This is a genomic window from Neotamlana sargassicola (assembly GCF_020523965.1).
Lineage (GTDB): Bacteria > Bacteroidota > Bacteroidia > Flavobacteriales > Flavobacteriaceae > Neotamlana > Neotamlana sargassicola.
This window is the reverse complement of sequence record NZ_JAJAPX010000001.1, coordinates 385,779-406,036: the sequence shown is the minus strand read 5'-3', so window position 1 is coordinate 406,036 and position 20,258 is coordinate 385,779. Positions and strand designations below refer to the sequence as shown.

General features: G+C 33.5%; 20 protein-coding genes. 15 read left to right on the top strand and 5 right to left on the bottom strand.

What is annotated here, in order from left to right; translation table 11 throughout:
* Window positions 1-37: 37 nt before the first annotated feature.
* Entirely contained in the window at window positions 38-2,845 is a 2,808-nt protein-coding gene (locus LG651_RS01750; RefSeq protein ID WP_226694437.1) for a TonB-dependent receptor, read from the bottom strand.
* 181 nt (window positions 2,846-3,026) lie between these two features.
* Between LG651_RS01750 and LG651_RS01745 the strand changes: the two genes are divergently transcribed.
* The gene (locus tag LG651_RS01745) at window positions 3,027-3,992 is read left to right on the top strand and encodes an endonuclease/exonuclease/phosphatase family protein (RefSeq protein WP_317197705.1); all 966 of its coding nucleotides are present in this window, start codon (window positions 3,027-3,029) and stop codon (window positions 3,990-3,992) included.
* Window positions 3,993-4,024: 32 nt separating this feature from the next.
* On the opposite strand, the gene LG651_RS01740 is transcribed toward LG651_RS01745, so the two are convergent.
* Entirely contained in the window at window positions 4,025-4,465 is a 441-nt protein-coding gene (locus LG651_RS01740) for a hypothetical protein (RefSeq protein WP_226694435.1), read from the bottom strand.
* 90 nt (window positions 4,466-4,555) lie between these two features.
* The gene (locus tag LG651_RS01735; protein ID WP_226694434.1) at window positions 4,556-5,053 is read right to left on the bottom strand and encodes a heavy-metal-associated domain-containing protein; all 498 of its coding nucleotides are present in this window, start codon (window positions 5,051-5,053) and stop codon (window positions 4,556-4,558) included.
* Window positions 5,054-5,185: 132 nt separating this feature from the next.
* Here LG651_RS01735 and LG651_RS01730 point away from each other — a divergent pair, with 132 nt between their 5' ends.
* The 6 genes from LG651_RS01730 to LG651_RS01705 all read left to right on the top strand — a co-directional run bounded on the left by LG651_RS01730 (window position 5,186) and on the right by LG651_RS01705 (window position 12,475).
* Window positions 5,186-5,632 carry a DUF4199 domain-containing protein gene (locus LG651_RS01730; protein ID WP_226694433.1) on the top strand — a complete coding sequence of 149 codons (447 nt, stop codon included), beginning with the start codon at window positions 5,186-5,188 and terminating at the stop codon, window positions 5,630-5,632.
* A gap of 110 nt (window positions 5,633-5,742) precedes the next feature.
* Window positions 5,743-6,402, top strand: a complete 660-nt coding sequence (rplU, locus tag LG651_RS01725; RefSeq protein WP_226694432.1) for a 50S ribosomal protein L21 — start codon at window positions 5,743-5,745, stop codon at window positions 6,400-6,402.
* 40 nt (window positions 6,403-6,442) lie between these two features.
* A complete protein-coding gene (rpmA, locus tag LG651_RS01720; protein WP_044633057.1) occupies window positions 6,443-6,703 on the top strand; it encodes a 50S ribosomal protein L27 in 261 nt (86 codons plus the stop codon).
* A gap of 145 nt (window positions 6,704-6,848) precedes the next feature.
* Entirely contained in the window at window positions 6,849-8,420 is a 1,572-nt protein-coding gene (locus LG651_RS01715) for a tetratricopeptide repeat protein (protein ID WP_226694431.1), read from the top strand.
* 162 nt (window positions 8,421-8,582) lie between these two features.
* On the top strand, window positions 8,583-11,465 hold the full coding sequence (locus LG651_RS01710) for a TonB-dependent receptor (protein WP_226694430.1): 2,883 nt from the start codon (window positions 8,583-8,585) through the stop codon (window positions 11,463-11,465).
* A 2-nt stretch (window positions 11,466-11,467) separates the two neighbouring features.
* Window positions 11,468-12,475: a phytase gene (locus LG651_RS01705; RefSeq protein ID WP_226694429.1), complete on the top strand. Its 1,008-nt coding sequence runs from the start codon at window positions 11,468-11,470 to the stop codon at window positions 12,473-12,475.
* A 58-nt stretch (window positions 12,476-12,533) separates the two neighbouring features.
* Here LG651_RS01705 and LG651_RS01700 read toward each other — a convergent pair whose 3' ends face one another.
* On the bottom strand, window positions 12,534-13,001 hold the full coding sequence (locus LG651_RS01700) for a DUF1569 domain-containing protein (RefSeq protein WP_226694428.1): 468 nt from the start codon (window positions 12,999-13,001) through the stop codon (window positions 12,534-12,536).
* Between the two features lie 94 nt (window positions 13,002-13,095).
* On the opposite strand from LG651_RS01700, the gene LG651_RS01695 reads away from it, so the two are divergent.
* Both LG651_RS01695 and LG651_RS01690 read left to right on the top strand, forming a co-directional pair.
* Window positions 13,096-13,356: a hypothetical protein gene (locus LG651_RS01695; RefSeq protein ID WP_226544262.1), complete on the top strand. Its 261-nt coding sequence runs from the start codon at window positions 13,096-13,098 to the stop codon at window positions 13,354-13,356.
* 72 nt (window positions 13,357-13,428) lie between these two features.
* A complete protein-coding gene (locus LG651_RS01690; protein WP_226694427.1) occupies window positions 13,429-13,722 on the top strand; it encodes a GIY-YIG nuclease family protein in 294 nt (97 codons plus the stop codon).
* 497 nt (window positions 13,723-14,219) lie between these two features.
* Here LG651_RS01690 and ahcY read toward each other — a convergent pair whose 3' ends face one another.
* The gene (gene ahcY / locus LG651_RS01685) at window positions 14,220-15,536 is read right to left on the bottom strand and encodes an adenosylhomocysteinase (protein WP_226694426.1); all 1,317 of its coding nucleotides are present in this window, start codon (window positions 15,534-15,536) and stop codon (window positions 14,220-14,222) included.
* A gap of 132 nt (window positions 15,537-15,668) precedes the next feature.
* On the opposite strand from ahcY, the gene LG651_RS01680 reads away from it, so the two are divergent.
* The 6 genes from LG651_RS01680 to arfB are packed head-to-tail and all read left to right on the top strand — an operon-like array spanning window position 15,669 to window position 20,178.
* A complete protein-coding gene (locus LG651_RS01680; RefSeq protein WP_226694425.1) occupies window positions 15,669-16,295 on the top strand; it encodes a 4'-phosphopantetheinyl transferase family protein in 627 nt (208 codons plus the stop codon).
* A 30-nt stretch (window positions 16,296-16,325) separates the two neighbouring features.
* The gene (locus LG651_RS01675; RefSeq protein WP_226694424.1) at window positions 16,326-17,060 is read left to right on the top strand and encodes a geranylgeranylglyceryl/heptaprenylglyceryl phosphate synthase; all 735 of its coding nucleotides are present in this window, start codon (window positions 16,326-16,328) and stop codon (window positions 17,058-17,060) included.
* A 4-nt stretch (window positions 17,061-17,064) separates the two neighbouring features.
* Window positions 17,065-17,697, top strand: a complete 633-nt coding sequence (gene pnuC, locus LG651_RS01670; RefSeq protein ID WP_226694423.1) for a nicotinamide riboside transporter PnuC — start codon at window positions 17,065-17,067, stop codon at window positions 17,695-17,697.
* Window positions 17,658-18,227 carry an AAA family ATPase gene (locus tag LG651_RS01665; RefSeq protein WP_226694422.1) on the top strand — a complete coding sequence of 190 codons (570 nt, stop codon included), beginning with the start codon at window positions 17,658-17,660 and terminating at the stop codon, window positions 18,225-18,227. Before pnuC ends, LG651_RS01665 begins: the two co-directional genes overlap by 40 nt.
* Complete coding sequence (locus LG651_RS01660) at window positions 18,227-19,771, top strand: DUF4301 family protein (RefSeq protein WP_226694421.1); 1,545 nt, start codon at window positions 18,227-18,229, stop codon at window positions 19,769-19,771. The genes LG651_RS01665 and LG651_RS01660 overlap by 1 nt, the downstream gene beginning before the upstream one ends.
* Window positions 19,771-20,178, top strand: a complete 408-nt coding sequence (gene arfB / locus LG651_RS01655; protein ID WP_317197704.1) for an alternative ribosome rescue aminoacyl-tRNA hydrolase ArfB — start codon at window positions 19,771-19,773, stop codon at window positions 20,176-20,178. The genes LG651_RS01660 and arfB overlap by 1 nt, the downstream gene beginning before the upstream one ends.
* The last annotated feature ends 80 nt before the right edge of the window (window positions 20,179-20,258 follow it).

The window sequence follows — 20,258 nt, the reverse complement described above, 5'->3', positions numbered from 1 at the left end:
ACAATGAATTTATCATTTATTTATTGCCAATTATTGGCTAAAAACTAACATTTAAGTTTAAAAAGTAGGTGGTGCCACGACCGTACCAATATTTCGATCCAAAAACAGGCGTATCAAGTGCTTTATCATCTCTAAGCTCTCTGTAATTGGCATTTCTACCTTGTTCAAAACCACCTGTTTTATAAATTTCGTTTAAAACATTGTTAATGCTAGCAAATAAGCCAATGTAATATTTGTTGATTTTCCATGATTTTCCGCCAACTAAATTCACGACCATATAGTCATCAAATTGTTCTTGTTTTAAAAGTGCTCTCGCTATGGTTTCATTGTAATCGTTAAAAACGTTGCCATCAAAATCTGTGTTAAAATTTGATGTTCTTGTTAACGGACTTACATCAATAAATGTGTTATTGAAAAAGTTTGCAGATGCGCCAAACCACCAATAATTGGGGTCGCGATACTCGAAACCAGCAGAGAAAGCTTGTTGTGGGCCAGAAGCTAAACGGTAATTTTTTAAATAGGCCTTTCCAAAGTCTTTAAAGCCGTTAATAAAACCGGCATTTTCGGCATCTTCATCTGGTTCTGTAGAAAGGTATAAATCGGGGTTGTTGTTATATGTGAATTGACCAACCGATGCGACACCTTTTAATTTGATGGTTGGCGTAACTTGGGCTTCAATACCAAACTCTAAACCTAAATGTTTTTTATTAATGCCTTGAAGAATTTCTTGAACAAAAACCGAATTATCGCCACCAATGCCATCGGCAAAATAGAACGAAATTTCGTTAGCATTATTAATATTTGTATAATAACCAGTAAGTTTAGCTTTAGCAATGGGCGACCTGAAAATATAACTTACATCGATAGAGGAAATCTGTTCTTCTGAAATATTAGGTACTGTATTATGGTTTTCTCTAGAGTTTGTATAAGTGTTTTGAATAGTTGGTGCTTTGGTAATATAACCAGCATTGATATCGAAAACATGTTTGCCAGAAAGTTTATAGGTTAAACCGGCTTTTAATCCAAAACCAAAAAAGTTAAGCATTTCGCCTTTACCTAAAGAATTATCTGGAAAACCGCCATTTTGGTATAATCCTTCTCTTTGATAACTAGTGCTTTTGGTATGTAAAGCAGTATAAAAATCTACTTTGCTATAACTGAATTGTGCTTGCGCAAAACCACCTATTTCCTTTGATGAAATATTATAATGGTATTTAAACTTGTCGCCCTCGCTTACTAATTTATTTGGGTTTTGTAAATCGTTTTGAGCTTCATTGATTGTAGTCGCGTAGGCATCAACATTTAAGTACGTTTTTGCACCTAATAAATCTAGAACGCTAGCAAAGTTTTCAGATTTTAAAGATTTAAAGTTTAAACTAGCGTTTAAAGTAATATGTTCGTTTAACACTTTGTTTAAGATTGAATTTATGTTGATTTGTGTGTCATCAACTCGGTCTTCATATAAGGCGTAAATAGCATTCCCACCATTTGCGGTGTTTGTAATATTAGCATTGTAAAGCGCATTCCAGTTTATTTGTCCGTTATCTTGAAATTCGTTTAAAGCTAAATACGCATACTCTAAATTATCAGGAAAATTACGTTCAAAATAACTTGGTAGCTTTTGGTAATACGTTGGGCTTGGGTTACTGCCTCCACTTTGCGGAAAGTTGTTAACTAAATCGGTTCCGTTATAGTCTAAACGACTATTACTTAATTTACCAAATTGGTAACCAATATTGGTGTTTAGGTTGGTTTTGTTATTTATTTTCCAATAATGACTTATAATAAAAATAGGTTCGTTTACCTCTTTAATTCTTGAATTTCGCTTTTCGCCATTTTGCCAACCCCAATATTCGTTGTATTTAATGCCTTTTAAATCGTAAACTTCTTGTGTGTTGGGTGATGATTTTCCTCTTCGGTTAGGCGTGTAAATAGCTGCTAAATTTAAACTGTGTTTGGTGTTGAATTGCTTTTCTAAAGATGCAAAAAATGAATTGGCGCTATAATTTGTAGCGTCTTGATAACCTTCGTTTCCCCAACGCCTGCCAACGGAAGCAGTATAAGCCCAGTTGTTTTTTAGTAAACCAGAAGCATGAGTAGCCATTAACCTATTGGTGTAACTTCGGTTAGAAGATGAGTAAGTTAACCGGCTTCCTGGTCGAGCTTGAGAAGGGCGAATATTAATATTTGTGCTTCCTAAAACACCACCAAAAGTATAATTTGAAGGAGCTAAACCAGCGCTTAATTCTTGGTTTCTTAATACATCATTAATACCGCCCCAATTACTCCACTGTGGCCTGCCGTTAAAAGTTTTGTTCATTTCAATGCCATTAATTAAAACAGAACTGTTGTTAGAATCTAATCCGCGAATGCGAAAAAAGGAAGCGCTATACTCGAAAGCCGCTGTGCGTTGAAATATATCGAGCGATGATGCTAGCAGGCCAGAAATATTGTCGGCTCCAGAAAAATCATCATTCAATTCATCATCGGTAAGTGAAATGGTGAATAAATCGGTTGTTTGCGAAGTGTCTTTTTCTAAGGTTATGCCAGAGAGATCTAATGTTTTACCTTCATTAATGATAATTGGAATGCGTTTATCTAGATATCCTGTTTTAGAAATTTGCAGCATTTGTTCACCTAGGGGCAGGTTGTTTTCAAAATTAAATTCACCATTAAGATTAGTAAGTACAAAGTCATTGGTGGCTTTAATGGTAATAGTAGCGTTTTCAATGGGTTGGTATGAATAGCCGTCAAGAATACTGCCTTTAACTGTTGGGTTCTGGCAATATGCTGCAAGCGAGAAAATTCCGAAAAGGAGCGGTATTATAAGGGATTTAGTTGGCATACAAGAAATTTAAATGTAGGAAAATTAAATTTGTTTTGAAATAAATTCACTCATTTTTTGTAATATAGTTTCTATGTATTTGAAGTTTTTAAAAAGATATTTTGGGGTTGCTGTATTATATTTCTTGTTAACTAATTCATTTTCAGTATTTAGTCAAACAAAAGATTATAAAATTCATACTGTGGCTTTTTATAATTTGGAGAATTTATTTGACACTATAAACGACCCTAATAAATTGGACGAGTACAGTCCTATTATGGAATTAAAAGCCAACAAGTCTTTTATTTACCAACAAAAAGTTAAAAATATGGCAAGGGTTTTAGCCGATATTGGTAAGGATGAAACTCGAAATTCGCCCGTAATTATAGGATTATCGGAAGTTGAGAATAAAAGGGTTATTGAAGATTTGATTATGGATTCGCTCCTTGTAGATAGAAATTATGGGATTATTCATTTTAATTCGCCAGATGCTCGTGGTATTGATGTGGCGCTTTTGTATCAAAAAGCATTTTTTACACCTATTTCAACAAGTTCACATGAACTTAAAATATATGATAACAAAACGCAAAAACGTGTATTTACAAGAAATCAGTTATTAGTTTCTGGAAAGTTAGAAGAAAATGATATACATATCATTGTAAATCATTGGCCCTCTCGAAGAGGAGGTGAAGCTAAAAGCAGAGCCAAAAGAGTAGCCGCTGCAAAATTAACTAGGCGTTTAGTCGATTCCTTACAAGTTAAAGACCCTTATGCAAATATTTTAATAATGGGTGATTTTAACGATAACCCAAACAATACGAGTTTTAAAAATGTTTTAAAAACGAAAAGAGATAAAAACAAGGTAGCTTTTAAAGGTATTTACAATCCTTTTGAAAATTACTTTAAAAAAGGAATAGGAACAACGGCTTATCGAGATTCATGGAGTTTATTCGACCAAATTTTGTTAACAAAACCACTTCTTGAAAACGATTATAGCTCATTTAAATTTTACAAAGCCGGTATTTACAATAAGCAATATATTATTCAGAATTCGGGTAAATATAAAGGCTATCCATTTAAAAGCTGGAGTAATGGTTTTACAAATGGATTTAGCGATCATTTTCCCGTTTATGTGTTTTTAATTAAAGAAGTCAAAATTAAAACATAAAAAAACCGACTTAATTAGTCGGTTTAACTTTTTTAACCTAACCAAGTACTCCAAGGTATTCTTGATAATAATAAAACAAGTCCAAGCGTGTAAAAAATGGCGATGAGTTCAAATTTCCCATGAGAAGTTAATTTCTTTTTGTGTTTAGAGTATCCAATGGTAATTAAAGCAACAGCTATTATATTAATAACCGGATGCTCAACTAAATATAAGCGGTTTACGGCATCTTTCATAACGCCTCCCATACCTAATTCGGAAAACAGTTGTAATCTTGGAGAAACAAAATATAATATTAGTCCTATTAATAATTGAATGTGCGTTACAATTAATGTAAACAGCGCTTTTCTAAAATCGTTAGGTTCGTAGGGTTTATCGCTAAAGCTTTTAATTAAAGCGTTAATAGCAGCAATAGCCAAAACAATTAATACTAAAAATGCCCAATAGGAATGAACGGATTGTAAAACTGAATACATAGATTTTCTTTAATTTAAATTTTGGTAAAAGTACTAATAATTACGCGTAAAAAAACTGCTTCAAAAGGGAGCAGTTTAGGTTTAGTAAAATTATGCTTTTTTCTCGCAACATGCCATTTTGCAATCTGGTTTGCAGGCCATTTTTTCACCTTCGGTTTTTGAACAGCATGTTTTTTTACAATCGTCGCCACATTTTTTTTCAGAAGAAAAGGCATCAACGGTTTTCATGTTGCTAACCTTATAAATGTCGGCAACACTAGTTACAGTATTGGTTAATTTTTCTGGGTTTACCTTAGCTTCGTCGTACTCAACCATAGCTAATTTTTTGTCAAAATCCACTTTAGCCGATTTTACGCCATCCATTTTCGATATTTTCTTTTGTATCGTTGCGGCACAACCAATTTGGCAGGTCATTCCATCAATGGTAAATTCAGCTTTAGCATATGTTGCATTTGGATCTAATTCTTTTTTATTTTCCGAGGCAGCAACTTCAACTGTTTTCACTTCAGGTTGCTTGGTTTCGTTTTTACAGCTAGTAAAAAAAGTGGCTGTTAACACTACTATTAAAATATATTTTAAATGTTTCATTTTACGTGAAATATTAAATTAGGTTTTAGCAAAATTACAGAAAATAGGACTGGTATTATGTTTAAAAGTGGTTAAAAATTATTTAATCTGATAAATTTTCACGAAATTTAAGAGAACTAAACAGGACATTTTATGAAAAATTTATCACTACCACTACGTTTTGGGTTAGTTACTAGTGCCATTTTAATAGCTTATTTTTTGGTCTTAGCAATGGTGGACAAACACACCAACCCCGCATTTAGTTTTTTTAATGCCTTTATTACAGCTTGTGGAATTTACGAAACTATAAGGTTTAAAAAATTAGAAGAGCACGCAACTTTTACCTACGGTGAAGGGTTTAAAACAGGATTAATAACAGGTTTTGTTGCAACGGCAATATTTACTGTTTTCTTTTTGGTTTATAGTACCGAAATAAATGTCGGTTTTTTAACTGAATTATTTAAAAATATTAATGGTGATGCGTTTAATACTAGCGTCGGTATGGTAACCTTTATTGTGGCAGTTATGGGGTTTGCAACTACCTTAGTATCTACGTTTACTGTGATGCAACTATTAAAAAAATCGAAAAATTTAGTTTAAAACCTTTAAAACGTTTGTAGATTAATTAATTAGCAGTATATTTGCACCCGCTTAAATTGAGGTTTAGGCATATTTTATTTAATAATATTAATTAATATAAACGTTACGCTATGTACGCAATTGTAGAGATAGCAGGGCAACAATTTAAAGTTGAAAAAGACCAAAAAGTCTTTGTTAACCGTTTACAAACTGAAGAAGGGAAAGAAGTATCTTTCGATAACGTTCTTCTTTTAGGTGATGGTGACAATGTTACTGTAGGCGCCCCGGCTATAGACGGAGCTCAAGTTGGAGCAAAAGTCTTAAAGCACCTTAAAGGTGATAAAGTTATAGTTTTCAAAAAGAAAAGACGTAAAGGTTACCGTGTGAAAAACGGACACAGACAATCTTTAACAGAAATCGTTATTGAAAGCATTGTAGCTTCTGGAGCTAAAAAAGCTGCTCCAAAAAAAGAAACTAAGAAAACTGAACCAAAGGCAGCAGCTCCAAAAGCTGAAGCTAAAAAGGCAGCTCCTAAAAAATCATCTAAAGGTGATGATTTGAAGAAAGTAGAAGGTATCGGACCTAAAATTGCTGAAACTTTAGCTGAAGCTGGAATTACAACTTTCGCTCAATTAGCAAAAACCGATGCTGCTAAAATTTCTGAAATTATCTCTGGTGTTCGTGGTAACCACGTAACAGATACTTGGCCAGCACAAGCTCAATTAGCTGCAGATGGTAAGTGGGATGAGTTAAAGAAATGGCAAGACGAATTAGATGGTGGTAAAGCTTAATTGCAAAACCACTTAAGTATAACAATAAAACCTTAAAACAATGGCTCATAAAAAAGGAGTAGGTAGTTCTAAGAACGGTAGAGAATCAGAATCGAAACGCTTAGGTGTTAAGATTTTTGGTGGTCAAGCTGCTAAAGCTGGTAACATTATCGTAAGACAAAGAGGAAATACGCATCACCCAGGTGAAAACGTATATTCTTCAAAAGATCATACATTACACGCCTATGTAGATGGTGTTGTAAAGTTTACTAAGAAAAAAGATAACAAATCTTACGTTTCTATCGAGCCTTTCGAGGCTTAAGAAACTTTTTCTTAAGAAATTATTTTAAAAAACCCTTTCTGTTTATTCAGGAAGGGTTTTTTGCATTATTAATGGTAAATTAATATTGTAACTACATTTGAGTAAAGTGCGAGTTCTTTCTTTGAGAATTTTACACTAACCAATTGTGAATTTTACTAAAACATTTTATTTTTTACTGATTGTTGTTTTTGGCGTTAAGCTTTTAAGCGCCCAAGATATAGTGTCTAAAAATGCTATATCTAAAATTAATACAATAAAGGGTGCGCTTAATTTAGCAAAACATGAAAATGATACCTTAGGCATCGCAAAAAACTTCATTTATTTAGCTAATTTTTACAAAGATTTAGGGTTAGACAGTGAAGCCATTAAAAATTACCACAACGCACAACAGATTCACTTAAAAAAAGACACGCTTTTTGTTTATGCTAATAACAAAATTGCTTTCATTCATTTACATTTAAAACAATATGCTGAGGCTTCACAATATTCCCAGAGTAGTGTTTCAATAGCAAAATCAATTAACTATAAAACCGGTTTAGCTACAGCAAATGCTATTTTAGGAAGTGTTTACGAAAAACAAAGTAATTATAACGCGGCTTTAAATTATCAAAACGAGAGTTTACAATTATTTGAGAGTTTAAATGATAGCACGGGAATTGCATTAACAAACGAAAACATAGGAAGCATTTATGAAGATTTAGAGCAGTACGATTTAGCTAGAAACTATTTTAATAAAGCATATAGTTTTGAATCAGCAAAAACGTCAGATTTAAAAATTAATATAATTAATAATCTTGCCGATGTTTACCGAAAACAAAATCAATATGAGCAAGCTCTTAAATTAACAGAAGAAGCTTTAAACTTAGCCCAATCTGAAAATAATAAACAACAAGAAGAAAGCGCACTTAAAGATTTATCTAGAACATATGCAGAACTTCAAGATTATAAGAAAGCATACGAATACCTGAATAAGCAAAACTTAATTAGCGAACAGCAGCTTAAAAACCAGAATATACAATTGGTAAGCGCCATGGAAGTGCTTTACAATGTAAAAGAAAATGAAGCCCAAGTAGCTATATTAAACAAGCAAAATCAAATAAATAAAACACGGCAACTAGCCATTATTATTATAAGTTTAGCAGTGATTTTAGTGTTTGTTATTGGTGTAATGCATTTAAAAAAGCGAAAAAAGCAAGAGCAGAAACTATTAACATACAAGCAGCAATTATTACAAGCAGATCTAGATATTAAAACTGCCGAAGAAGCCTCATTAAAAAGAGAAATAGATATTAAAATTTCTGCTTTAACTAATTACAGTTTAAACTTAGCGCACAAAAATAAATTGTTAGCCGATATTTCTAGAACACTAAATAATTTAAAAAGCAGAAACCCAGAGTTAGTAAAAACAAAACTTAAAGATATTGTAAAAACTATTAATTCTGATTTATCAAAAGAAAATGAGTGGACAGAACTCATGGCATATTTCAGTCAAATAAATCCTAGCTTTTTTAAAAATTTAAAAACTCAAGTTCACGAAGAGTTAACATCGTCCGAAATGCGTTTATGCATGTTGCTTCGTTTAAACTTATCGTCTAAAGCCATTGCTTCAATTTTAAATATTACACCAGACAGTGTTCGTATAGCCCGATATAGAATGCGTAAGAAGCTTCCGTTAGCTTCAAAAGACGATCTACAAGCTTATATTTTAAACCTTTAGTGGTTTTTAAATAAACATCAATCCAATGTTATTGCAGTGTTAATGTTGCTATCATTTATAGGTGAATTTCACTTGTAAATTACCGTTTGTTAACATCAATTTTAGCTAAAAGCAATGTTGCCAATATAGCTTTGCATCAACTAAAATTAATCAAACAACAACATGAGGAAAAATCATTTTTTATCATTTTTAGCATTATTATTAACTTCTTTTATGTTTGCACAAAACGGAAACATTCAAGGTGTAATTACAGATAATAATGGTATTACTGTACCAGGTGCTACAGTAGTAATAGAACAATTAAAAAAAGGAGCAGTATCAGATTTCGATGGTACATTTACTTTAGTAGATATTCCTGAAGGCGATTATACATTATTAATTAAGTATTTAGGTTACGCCGATTATAACGAAAAGGTTTCTGTAACTGCAGGACAAACAATTTCTGTAGATATCCACTTATCATCAGAAAACACAGAACTTGATGCGGTTGAAATTACAAGCTATTCTATTGGTGGGCAAGCTAGAGCATTAAACACGCAAAAAAACAAAACAAACATTACCAATATTGTATCTACAGATCAAATTGGTAAATTTCCAGATGCTAACATTGGTGATGCTGTAAAGCGTATTCCTGGAATTACAATGAAAGTAGATCAAGGTGAAGCTAGAAACATTATTGTTCGTGGTTTAGCGCCACAGTTAAACTCGGTTACCTTAAACGGAAGTAGAATTCCATCTGCCGAAGGCGATAACAGGGAGGTTCAAATGGATTTAATTCCATCGGACATGATTCAAACTATTGAAGTTAATAAAGCGGTAACACCAGATATGGATGCCGATGCCCTTGGTGGTTCTGTAAATTTAATTACACGTACTTCGCCTCAAGGCTTTCGCTTATCTGCAACTGCTGGTTCTGGTGTAAATTCAATTACAGGAAAACGTATTTTAAACGGTCAGTTTTTATTAGGTGATAGAAGCGATAACGGAAAATTTGGTTGGATGGTTTCTGCATCTATCAACGACAACGATTTTGGAAGTGATAACTTTGAAGCAGAATGGACCGATGAGTTCGAATACAACAACGGCGACGAAGATAATTTAGAAGAAGTTGATGTTAATCCATACACCAACGTTTTTGAAATTAGACAATATTTAGTACAACGTATTCGCAGAAGTTTCTCGGCGAATTTAGATTACAAATTTAACGATAATAACAGTATTTATTTTAAATCTATTTACAACTGGAGAGACGATCGCGAAAATCGTTTTGTGTTAGAACACGAAATTCTTGATGGTGAAGACATTGAAGCTGGAGATTTTACAGTTGATGGCAACGGAAACTTAACCATGTTTCCTGTTGAAGCAAAACGCGAAACAAAAGCAGGTATAGATAACAACCGAAACAAAAATACGCGTTTAGAAGACCAGCGTATGTTTAACTTTAGCTTAGGTGGAAATCACTTGGCTAATAGTTTACAAATAGATTGGATGGCCTCTTATGCAAAAGCATCAGAAGAGCGTTTAAACGAACGTTATTTAGTTCACGAAAGCGAATATGCAATTAACTATAATAACGATTCTCAATTTCCTCTTTACACACCAGTTGATGCTACCGATGCAGCGTACAACAACTTTGAGTTTGGTGAGTTAACCGAAGAAAACCAATACACCGAAGAAACAGATATGAACGTATTTGTAAACTTTAAATTACCATTAAACTTATTTAATAGTGAAGACGGATTTTTAAAGTTTGGTGTTCGTGGGCGTTTTAAAAACAAAAACAGAGATAACGATTTTACCGAATATTCTCCAGAAGATTCAGCTTTCGATTTATTGGGAACGTTACCAACCAGAGATTATACAGATTCAGACTTTTTAGCTGGAAGCCAATACCAAATAGGAAGCTTTGCAACTCCAGAATTTGTTGGAGCTTTAAATTTAACCGATGCTACACAATTTGAAGGTGAAGATTTAGTTGATGAATACCAAAGCGGAAACTTTGATGTAAACGAAAATGTTTTTGCAGGTTACATCATGACAAGTCAGCAATTAACTAGCAAATTAAGTGTTTTAGCTGGTGTTAGAATTGAAAGTACAAATTTAGATTCTGAAGGTTATAGATTAACATTTATTGAAGAAGATGAAGATGCTGGTATCGACGAAGAAATTATTGTTGAAGCTGTAAGCGAAACAAATTCTTATGTTAATATTTTACCAGGTTTACATTTAAAATACGATTTAAACGACAACACTGTTTTCCGTTTCGCATGGACAAATACTTTGGCGCGTCCTAATTATGCCGATTTAATTCCAAGAGCAGAAATTATTAACGAAGACAACGAAGTGGTACTTGGTAACCCAGATTTAGATCCAACAACATCAATGAACTTCGATATTATGGCAGAACATTATTTTAAATCTGTTGGTATTTTATCTGGTGGTGTTTTCTACAAAAAAATAAACGATTTTATTTACACATACCAAACCGAAACTACCGATGATACTTATGGCGACGACACTACAGGTTATGAAGTTTACCAACCTTTAAACGGCGATGATGCTTCGGTTTTAGGTTTCGAATTTGCTTTCCAAAGAAAACTAGATTTCTTACCTGGTTTTGCTAAAGATTTTAGCGTATATTTAAACTACACACATTTAACATCTGATGCTAATGGTATTAGAAATGAAGATGGCGACGAGCGCGACGATTTAGGTTTACCAAACACAGCGCCAAATATGTTTAATGCTTCTTTAGGTTATGCAAACAACAAGTTAAGCATTCGTTTATCAAGTAACTTCTCAGATTCTTATATTGATGAAATTGGAGGAAATGCTTTTGAAGATCGTTACTACGACAAACAATTTTTCTTAGATTTTAATGCAACATATGCATTTGGTAACGGCTTGAGCGCATACACAAGCTTAAACAATATTACCAACCAACCATTACGTTTTTACCAAGGCGTTAGTAGTCGTACTATGCAACGTGAGTATTACGGGCAACGTTTTACAATTGGTTTAAAATACGATTTATTTAAAAAATAAAAATGAAAAAACTCTTATTCGGGTTTAGCTTACTGGCAATTGTTTCTTCTTGTAAAAAACAGTTGCCGGTAATTAAACCAACGGTTATTACAGAAAAAACACCAAACGATACCGACGATCCGGCAATATGGGTAAACCCAAACGATGCCTCAAAAAGTATAGTTTTTGGTACCGATAAAAAAACAAATGGCGGTATTTATGCCTTTAATTTAGATGGAAAAATTATCCATGAAAAAAGCATAAAAAACATACAACGCCCTAATAATGTCGATTTAGAATACGGTTTTAAATTAACCGATTCTACTAAAACCGATATTATTGCGTTTACAGAAAGAGAAAAGCAACAAATTCGTGTGTTTTCGGTTCCAGACATGAAACCATTAGATGGTGGAGGGTTTAAAGTGTTTACAGATGCTACCGAATTAGAACACAATGCGCCTATGGGAATTGCGTTGTATAAATCGCCAAAAACAGAAACTATTTATGCTATTGTTGGCAGAAAAGCAGGACCAAAAACAGGCTATTTATATCAATACGAATTGGTGACTGATAGTTTAGGTGTTCACGCTAATTTGGTTAGAAAGTTTGGAAATTTTAGCGGAAAAAAAGAAATTGAAGCCATTGCTGTAGATAACGAAAATGGGATTGTTTATTATTCTGATGAAGGACAATGCGTTCGTAAATACTATGCCGAACCAAGTATGGGTAACGAAGAGTTAGGTTGTTTTGGTAGCGAATATTTCACTGATGATATTGAAGGCATTGCCATTGCAAAATACAAAAACAAAGGTTTTTTAATTGTATCGAATCAACAAGCGCACTCGTTTAATATATTCGATTTAAAAACCGATGCTTTTATTAAAGAAATAAATTTAGGAACTATTGAAACCGATGGTTGCGATGTTACAACCGTGGCTTTAGGTAATAAGTTTCCTAATGGCTTATTCGTGTCTATGAACGACGAGAAAAACTTCTTTTTTCACGATTTAGCCCTTTTAGACTTAGATTAATTTTTTTTAGAAGTTAATTTTTTTGAGCCCTTTCTATTCGTAGAAAGGGTTTTTTCATTTATTCTATTTTGGCAATAATTTTTAAATGATGATGCGTGTGCATTTGTAAAAAACGCAGTGTTTGTTTCTTGTTTAATTTGCCAAATATAAAATGCTTAAAAAAACTTGTTTTAGGTAAATTTTGCAACGCACTTAAATTCGATTTTGCAGTTTCTAACTGATTACGAATGTCGTTTTCTTGTATATTTTCTGGTGGTAAAACGTATTTTGGCGCTTTGGCTTTGCCTCGTGGTATATAATTTAACTTAAACAAAAGGGCACGCCAGAAATTGAATGTCCATTTATAATCTTTGGGGTTCGATTGTATTGTCGCAGTACAAACGGCATTAAAAACCTTTAAACTGTGGTCTAAATGCCAGCCAATTGATGCTTTTGATGCTTTGGTGTTAATTAAATTAATTTGAGGTATATGGTTTTCAATTTTTACTAATTGCTGGTTTATTAAGTCTAGTTGCTTGTTGCTCATTTGCATTTTAATTTAGAAAAAGATATTAAATAAATTTGTAACTTTAGTAAATACCAACTAAAACCAAGATTGTTTAACTTAAATTGATGAGATTATGCTACCGTTTAGATCTGAAATTAGAAATTCCCCAACGCAACCTACCATCAAGATTTTTTTAGGCGATGAATCGCTAGATGCTAGAATAAAAAATCATTTAGAGCATTTTAACGAAATTGAAACCATTGAGATAAGAGAAAGTATAGGTCGTAACCGCGCCAACGAAAACCTTACCGTGTTTTTAAAAGACGAAGTCGATATTAATAAAATGAAATCGAGTATAGATTCTAGTTTGTGGTGGTATTTCGAGCAGGATTAATTTATAAGCCACGTCACTTCGAGTGGTTTCGAGGTACGAGAAATTGTATCGAGAAGTAAATATATTTTTAAAATGAAAATATCCTATGTTTACATCCTTAAATGTTCTGATAATTCCTATTACACAGGTATAACCTCTAATTTAACTAAAAGATTAGAAGAACATAAGGCAGGAAAATATGTGGAAAGTTATACTTATAAAAGAAGACCTTTGGAACTAGTATTTTACGCCGAATTCACGGATATTAGTATTGCTATTCAAACTGAGAAGCAAATAAAAAAATGGTCTAGAGCTAAAAAAGAAGCTCTAATAAATGGAGAATTTGATAAACTACCCAATTTAGCTAAGAAGAAATTTAAACATTAAAGGTTCTCGATACAATTCGCTTACGGCGAATTACTCGAACTGACGCTCGTTTGCTAAATACGTTTTGGAATTTTTATAAGTCACGTCACTTCTAGTGGTTTCGAGGTACGAGAAATTGTATCGAGAAGTTTAGATATGGTTAAAATGAGCTAAGATTAATAGGTTAAGGTTCTCGATACAATTCGCTTAGGGCGAATCACTCGAACTGACGCTCGTTTTGTATTTACGTTTTATATTTTTTTATAAGTCACGTCACTTCGAGTAATTTCGAGGCACGAAGAAATTGTATCGAGAAGTTTTCCGCGTTAGGGATTGAGGCATTTGTTGAAGCTCCCTGACGTAGGAAGGAGCGACTGCCGAAAGCCCGACCCTTGTGGTAACGCCCAAAATAAGAATAAAAAAAATCCCAAACTAAATGTATAGCTTGGGATTTTGTTTTTTAGATACTGAAAAACACTTCGACTGCGCTCAGTGTGGCATTATTCAGGTTGATACTTTTAATATCTGTAGTGTTCTGGTTTGTAAGGACCTTCTACAGTTACGCCAATATATTCGGCTTGATCTTGTTTAAGTTCGGTAAGCTCTACGCCAATTTTTTCTAAGTGTAGTTTTGCTACTTTTTCATCGAGGTGTTTTGGTAGCATATACACATCATTTTCGTATTTATCGCTATGATTCCAAAGCTCGATTTGTGCTAAAGTTTGGTTGGTAAACGAGTTACTCATTACGAAACTTGGGTGGCCAGTGGCACAACCTAGGTTTACTAAACGACCTTCGGCAAGTATAATAATATCGTTACCATTAATGGTATATTTATCTACTTGTGGTTTAATGGTATTTTTGGTATTTCCGTAGTTTTCGTTTAACCAAGCCATTTGTATTTCGTTATCGAAGTGCCCAATGTTACAAACTATGGTTTTATCTTTCATAGCTTTAAAGTGTTCTGCACGAACTATATCTTTGTTTCCTGTAGTTGTAATTACTACATCGGCAGTTGCAACTACGTTTTCTAGTTTTTTAACTTCAAAACCATCCATAGCGGCTTGTAAAGCACAAATTGGATCTATTTCTGTAACAGTTACAATACTTCCAGCGCCTTTAAAAGAGGCTGCTGTACCTTTACCAACATCGCCATAACCACAAACTACTACGCGTTTTCCGGCTAACATAACGTCGGTAGCACGACGAATAGCATCTACAGCACTTTCACGACATCCGTATTTGTTATCGAATTTAGATTTTGTAACCGAATCGTTTACGTTAATTGCAGGCATTGGTAATGTTCCGTTTTTAACACGCTCGTATAAACGGTGAACGCCCGTTGTGGTTTCTTCGCTTAACCCTTTAATTCCTGGAGCTAATTCTGGGTATTTATCTAAAACCATATTGGTTAAATCGCCACCATCGTCAAGAATCATGTTAAGTGGTTTACGGTCTTCGCCAAAAAATAAGGTTTGCTCGATACACCAATCGAATTCTTCTTCGGTCATATCTTTCCATGCGTAAACGGCAGTTCCAGCAGCGGCAATAGCAGCAGCAGCTTGGTCTTGTGTAGAGAAAATGTTACATGAACTCCAAGTAACCTCGGCGCCAAGAGCTTGTAAAGTTTCAATTAAAACAGCGGTTTGTATGGTCATGTGTAAGCAACCTGCAATACGCGCACCTTTTAAAGGTTGATCGTTTTTGTACTCTTCGCGTAAGCTCATTAAACCTGGCATTTCTGCTTCGGCTAATTCAATTTCTTTTCGGCCCCATTCTGCCAAAGTAATATCTTTTACTTTGTTTGCTACGTACGGAATTGTTTTAGTACTCATATTTTTTCTTTCTAATTTTTTTAATTGATTTGCCTTTGGGATTTAGCACTTAATTTGGTTAAATTCGCTTGCGAAAAATGCCAATACCAACTTAGGCAGTGCAAAGATAATCAATAAGTTTTACAATATTACATGCCACTTTATAAAACCATCAGCCCTAATTCACAAACTACCGTTAAAATTTGGAAGATTACCGAATCGTACGATTTTTTAATGCAAGATTTGGAGCTTAAACCAGAAACTTTAAAGCGTGTTTTAGGTATGAAAAGCGAATTGCACCAACGTGGTTTTTTAAGTGTGCGCCATTTGCTAAAAGCTTTTGGTTACACCGATGCCGATTTGTTTTACGACGAACATGGAAAGCCACATTTAAAGGATGGTAAACAAATTTCTATTACGCACTCTTTTATATTTTCGGCAGTGGTTATTAGCGATGGAATTGTAGGTATAGATATTGAAAAACAACGCGAAAAAATAAAAGTAATAGCACATAAATTTGTTGGTTATGAGGCTAATTATTTAAATGAAGCGGCTAAGGATTACGTGCAATATTTAACCAAAATTTGGTGCGTAAAAGAGTCGTTATATAAATTGTTTGCTACACCAGGTTTAAGTTTTAAACAGCATTGTTTGGTTATTCCTTTTTCTGATGATGAAGACACTAGTATTGCATGGATTGATTATGAAGGAAAAAAATACCGTTACCATGTCGCATGTTTGGAGTTTGAAGGATTTACTTTTGCCTATGCCATACAATAAAGCTTATTGAAAAAAAATATACACTAATTTGTGGCTGAAAACAAAAACATATTAAGCGGCATTAAATCTTCAATTTTTAAAGAAGACAAACTACTTGCAATTTTAATTGATCCTGATAAGTTTGTATTTGAAAACACCGCTAGCTTTATTGCAAAAATAAATGCATCAATAGCTACACATATTTTTGTTGGAGGAAGCACAGTTGAAGTTGATGCTACTGAAGCTTTAGTGAAAAAAATTAAAAATCACACTATGCTTCCTGTTATTTTGTTTCCAGGTGATGTGACGCAAATAACGAAAGAAGCAGACGGACTTTTATTTTTAAGTTTAATTTCAGGCAGAAACCCAGAGTATTTAATAGGTAAACATATTGAAGCGGTTTCAAAATTAAAAAGCACCAATTTAGAAGTAATTCCCACTGGATATATTTTAATTGAAAGCGGAAAGGAAACCGCAGTACAACGGGTAACAAATACGCAGCCTATTTCGCAAACTAATATTGATAAAATTGGAAATACAGCGAAAGCCGCCGAATATTTAGGAATGCAATTGGTGTATTTAGAGGCAGGTAGCGGAGCGAAATATGCGGTTTCACAGGAAATTATAAAAGCAGTAAAAGCTATTCTTAACATTCCCTTAATTGTTGGCGGTGGTATTCGTAGTAAAAAACAACTAGAAAGTGCTTACCTTGCAGGTGCAGATTTGGTTGTAATTGGTACCGCTTTCGAGGAAGATGAAGCCTTCTTCAGTCAAATAAAAAAATAAACACATGCAAAGTATTTTCGATTATTTATTTGGACAATACGCAGAATATGAAACCATTGATGTAGTTTTAGAAGCCATAGCTATTATTTTTGGCTTTTTATCGGTTTTATATTCTAAAAAAAATAGTGTTCTAGTGTTTCCAACAGGAATGATTAGCACCGTAATTTTTGTGTACTTGCTTTCTAAATGGGGCTTGTTAGGCGATATGATGATTAACGCTTACTATTTTATAATGAGTGTTTATGGTTGGTATATTTGGACTAAAAAAATTGATGCTGAACATGTTACTCCTATATCGCGAACTACATTTAACGAAAAAAAAATAAGTTTAGCTATATTTTTAGCAACCCTCGTTTTTGTTTATTTAGTTTATACAGCTTTTAATAAATGGACCAGTTGGGTGGCATATATAGATACTTTAACCACAGCCATATTTTTTGTTGGTATGTGGCTAATGGCTAAGCGAAAACTAGAAAACTGGATACTCTGGATTATTGGCGATGTTATTTCGGTGCCCTTGTATTTTTACAAAGGCTTTACTTTAACCAGTTTACAATATTTAGTGTTTACAATAATAGCTATTTACGGCTATAAAGCATGGAAGAAAAACTTAAACAGCAACCCGCAAACTGCATAAAAGTAGTATTATTTGGCCCAGAAAGCACCGGGAAAACAACATTGTCTAGGCAACTGGCTAGATATTATAATTCTATTTGGGTGCCAGAATACGCACGTGAGTATTTACAAAATAAATGGAATAACGAACGCAAAACCTGTGAAGCAGACGATTTACTGCCTATTGCCTATGGGCAAATGCAATTAGAAAACGAACTCGCCCAAAAAACGAATACGGTTTTAATTTGCGATACAGATTTATTGGAAACCAAAGTATATTCCGATGCGTATTATGTAGGTAGTTGCGACCCCATTTTAGAAAAATACGCGCTTCAAAACACCTACAATTTATATTTTTTAACTTATATTGATACCCCTTGGGAAGGTGACGATTTGCGAGACAAACCGGAAAGAAGGGAGCAAATGTTTAAGGCGTTTGAAGATGCATTAATTAAATACAATCGCCCGTACGTTTTGCTAAAAGGCAACAAAACAGAACGATTAGAAATAGCAGTAAAGCACATTAACAAAATTCTAAAAATTACAAACTAATGTTTACAGAAAAAGATCTCGATCAAATTAAAAACAAAGGCATTTCGCTTGAGCAGGTTGAAGCTCAAGTATCTCGAATTAAAAATGGTATGTCGTATTCTAATCTAATATCGGCAGCAACTATTGGTCACGGTATTGAGAAATACAACGACAACGACATGCAAAAATTAATTGAAAGTTATCATGCAAAACAAGATAGTTTAGATATTTTAAAGTTTGTTCCTGCTTCTGGAGCAGCAACACGTATGTTTAAATTTTTGTTTCAGTTTTTAAATAAATTTAATCCAGAAACAGATACGGTTGAAGCTTACGCCGAAGCTAATAACGATAAGCTAATTAAAACTTTTTTCTCTGGGTTAGAAAGCTTCCCGTTTTACGAAAAGGTAATGACAAAAGTTAAAGCATTAAATCCTAATTTTGATGCTTTAAGCGAAAGTGAAGCAAGCTATAAAATTGTTGAAACAGTTTTAAGTGAAGAGGGCTTAAATTATAGTTTTTTACCTAAAGGATTACTGCCATTTCACAAATATGAAACTGGAGCAAAAACACCTTTTCAAGAGCATTTAATGGAATCTAAAATATATGCATCTTCAAACGGAAAAGCCAATTTACATTTTACTGTTTCAGAAAAACATCACGACTATTTTAAGGCTGAATTCGAAGCTGTAAAAGCAGCTTTAGAAGCAGAAACAGGAATTAGTTTTAATGTAACCTATTCATATCAAAATCAAGCAACCGAAACTTTAGCTTTAACTACAAAAAACGAAATTTTTAGAAAAGAAGACGGTTCTATTTTATTCAGACCAGCAGGTCATGGTGCGTTGTTAGAAAATTTAAATGAACTAGATAGCGATATTATTTTCATTAAAAACATTGATAATATTGTGGTTTTAGAAATGAATAAAGACATTTCAAACTACAAAAAAGTACTTGCAGCAGTATTGCTGGAAGCTCAAGAGCAAGCATTTACTTATCTAAATGATTTAGATGCTGATGCCGATGAAGCAAAACTTCTTGAAATAGCTGCATTTATAAAAAGTAAACTAAACGTGGTTTTAAATGATGACTTTGACGATTTTTCTAAAGCTGAGAAAGTAACTTATTTAAAAGAGCGCTTAAACCGACCAATTAGAGTTTGCGGAATGGTTAAAAATGAAGGCGAACCTGGTGGCGGACCGTTTTGGGTTAAAGATAAAGATGGAAACACTTCGCTACAAGTTGTGGAGTTTGCTCAAATTGATGAGAAAAACTCGCAGCAAAACGATATTGTGCAAAACGCAACACATTTTAATCCAACCGATTTAGTTTGCGGTGTAAAAAACTACAAAGGCGAAAAGTTCGATTTAATGCAATACGTCGATCCGGAAGCGGCTTTTATTACTATGAAAACGCAAAACGGTATCGATATTCAAGCCTTGGAATTACCAGGACTTTGGAACGGTAGTATGGCGTATTGGAACTCTATTTTTGTTGAGGTTCCTGTTGAAACTTTTAACCCAGTTAAAACAGTAAACGACTTACTTAAACCAGTACACCAAGTATAGTGGCAATTAATGAAGACACCTTAATACAAGAACTCACTTTTAAAGCTATTCGTAGCTCTGGTAGTGGTGGGCAACATGTAAATAAGGTGTCTTCAAAAATTGAATTGGGCTTTAATTTATGGGAGTCTCAAGCTTTATCCGATCTTCAAAAACTCCGCATCGAAGAAAAGCTTAAAAACAGACTAACCAACGATGGTGTTTTAATATTGCAATGCGGCGAAACAAGAAGTCAGCATAAAAATAAAACCATAATAACACAACGTTTTTTAGAGTTAATAAAAGCGTCGTTAGTGGTTCGTAAAAAACGTATTAAAACCAAAGTGCAAAAGTCGGTTATTAAAAAACGTTTAAACAACAAAAAACGCAATGCCGAAAAAAAAGCCAATCGAAAGAAGCCAGATGTTTAATGTGTTAGGTTTCAAATAAAATCATCTTAAAGAAAAAAAGGCAATTAAATTATGAAAATTTAACATTTCGTAATTATCTT

Excerpts from the sequence above, each read along its gene's own strand:
- LG651_RS01705 (WP_226694429.1), top strand. The coding sequence starts at position 11,468 with ATGAAAAAACTCTTATTCGGGTTTAGCTTACTGGCAATTGTTTCTTCT.
- LG651_RS01700 (WP_226694428.1), bottom strand. The coding sequence starts at position 13,001 with ATGAGCAACAAGCAACTAGACTTAATAAACCAGCAATTAGTAAAAATT.
- LG651_RS01680 (WP_226694425.1), top strand. The coding sequence starts at position 15,669 with ATGCCACTTTATAAAACCATCAGCCCTAATTCACAAACTACCGTTAAA.
- LG651_RS01690 (WP_226694427.1), top strand. The coding sequence starts at position 13,429 with ATGAAAATATCCTATGTTTACATCCTTAAATGTTCTGATAATTCCTAT.
- pnuC (WP_226694423.1), top strand. The coding sequence starts at position 17,065 with ATGCAAAGTATTTTCGATTATTTATTTGGACAATACGCAGAATATGAA.
- ahcY (WP_226694426.1), bottom strand. The coding sequence starts at position 15,536 with ATGAGTACTAAAACAATTCCGTACGTAGCAAACAAAGTAAAAGATATT.
- LG651_RS01695 (WP_226544262.1), top strand. The coding sequence starts at position 13,096 with ATGCTACCGTTTAGATCTGAAATTAGAAATTCCCCAACGCAACCTACC.
- LG651_RS01730 (WP_226694433.1), top strand. The coding sequence starts at position 5,186 with ATGAAAAATTTATCACTACCACTACGTTTTGGGTTAGTTACTAGTGCC.
- LG651_RS01665 (WP_226694422.1), top strand. The coding sequence starts at position 17,658 with ATGGAAGAAAAACTTAAACAGCAACCCGCAAACTGCATAAAAGTAGTA.
- LG651_RS01735 (WP_226694434.1), bottom strand. The coding sequence starts at position 5,053 with ATGAAACATTTAAAATATATTTTAATAGTAGTGTTAACAGCCACTTTT.
- rplU (WP_226694432.1), top strand. The coding sequence starts at position 5,743 with ATGTACGCAATTGTAGAGATAGCAGGGCAACAATTTAAAGTTGAAAAA.
- LG651_RS01710 (WP_226694430.1), top strand. The coding sequence starts at position 8,583 with ATGAGGAAAAATCATTTTTTATCATTTTTAGCATTATTATTAACTTCT.
- LG651_RS01740 (WP_226694435.1), bottom strand. The coding sequence starts at position 4,465 with ATGTATTCAGTTTTACAATCCGTTCATTCCTATTGGGCATTTTTAGTA.
- rpmA (WP_044633057.1), top strand. The coding sequence starts at position 6,443 with ATGGCTCATAAAAAAGGAGTAGGTAGTTCTAAGAACGGTAGAGAATCA.
- LG651_RS01660 (WP_226694421.1), top strand. The coding sequence starts at position 18,227 with ATGTTTACAGAAAAAGATCTCGATCAAATTAAAAACAAAGGCATTTCG.
- LG651_RS01750 (WP_226694437.1), bottom strand. The coding sequence starts at position 2,845 with ATGCCAACTAAATCCCTTATAATACCGCTCCTTTTCGGAATTTTCTCG.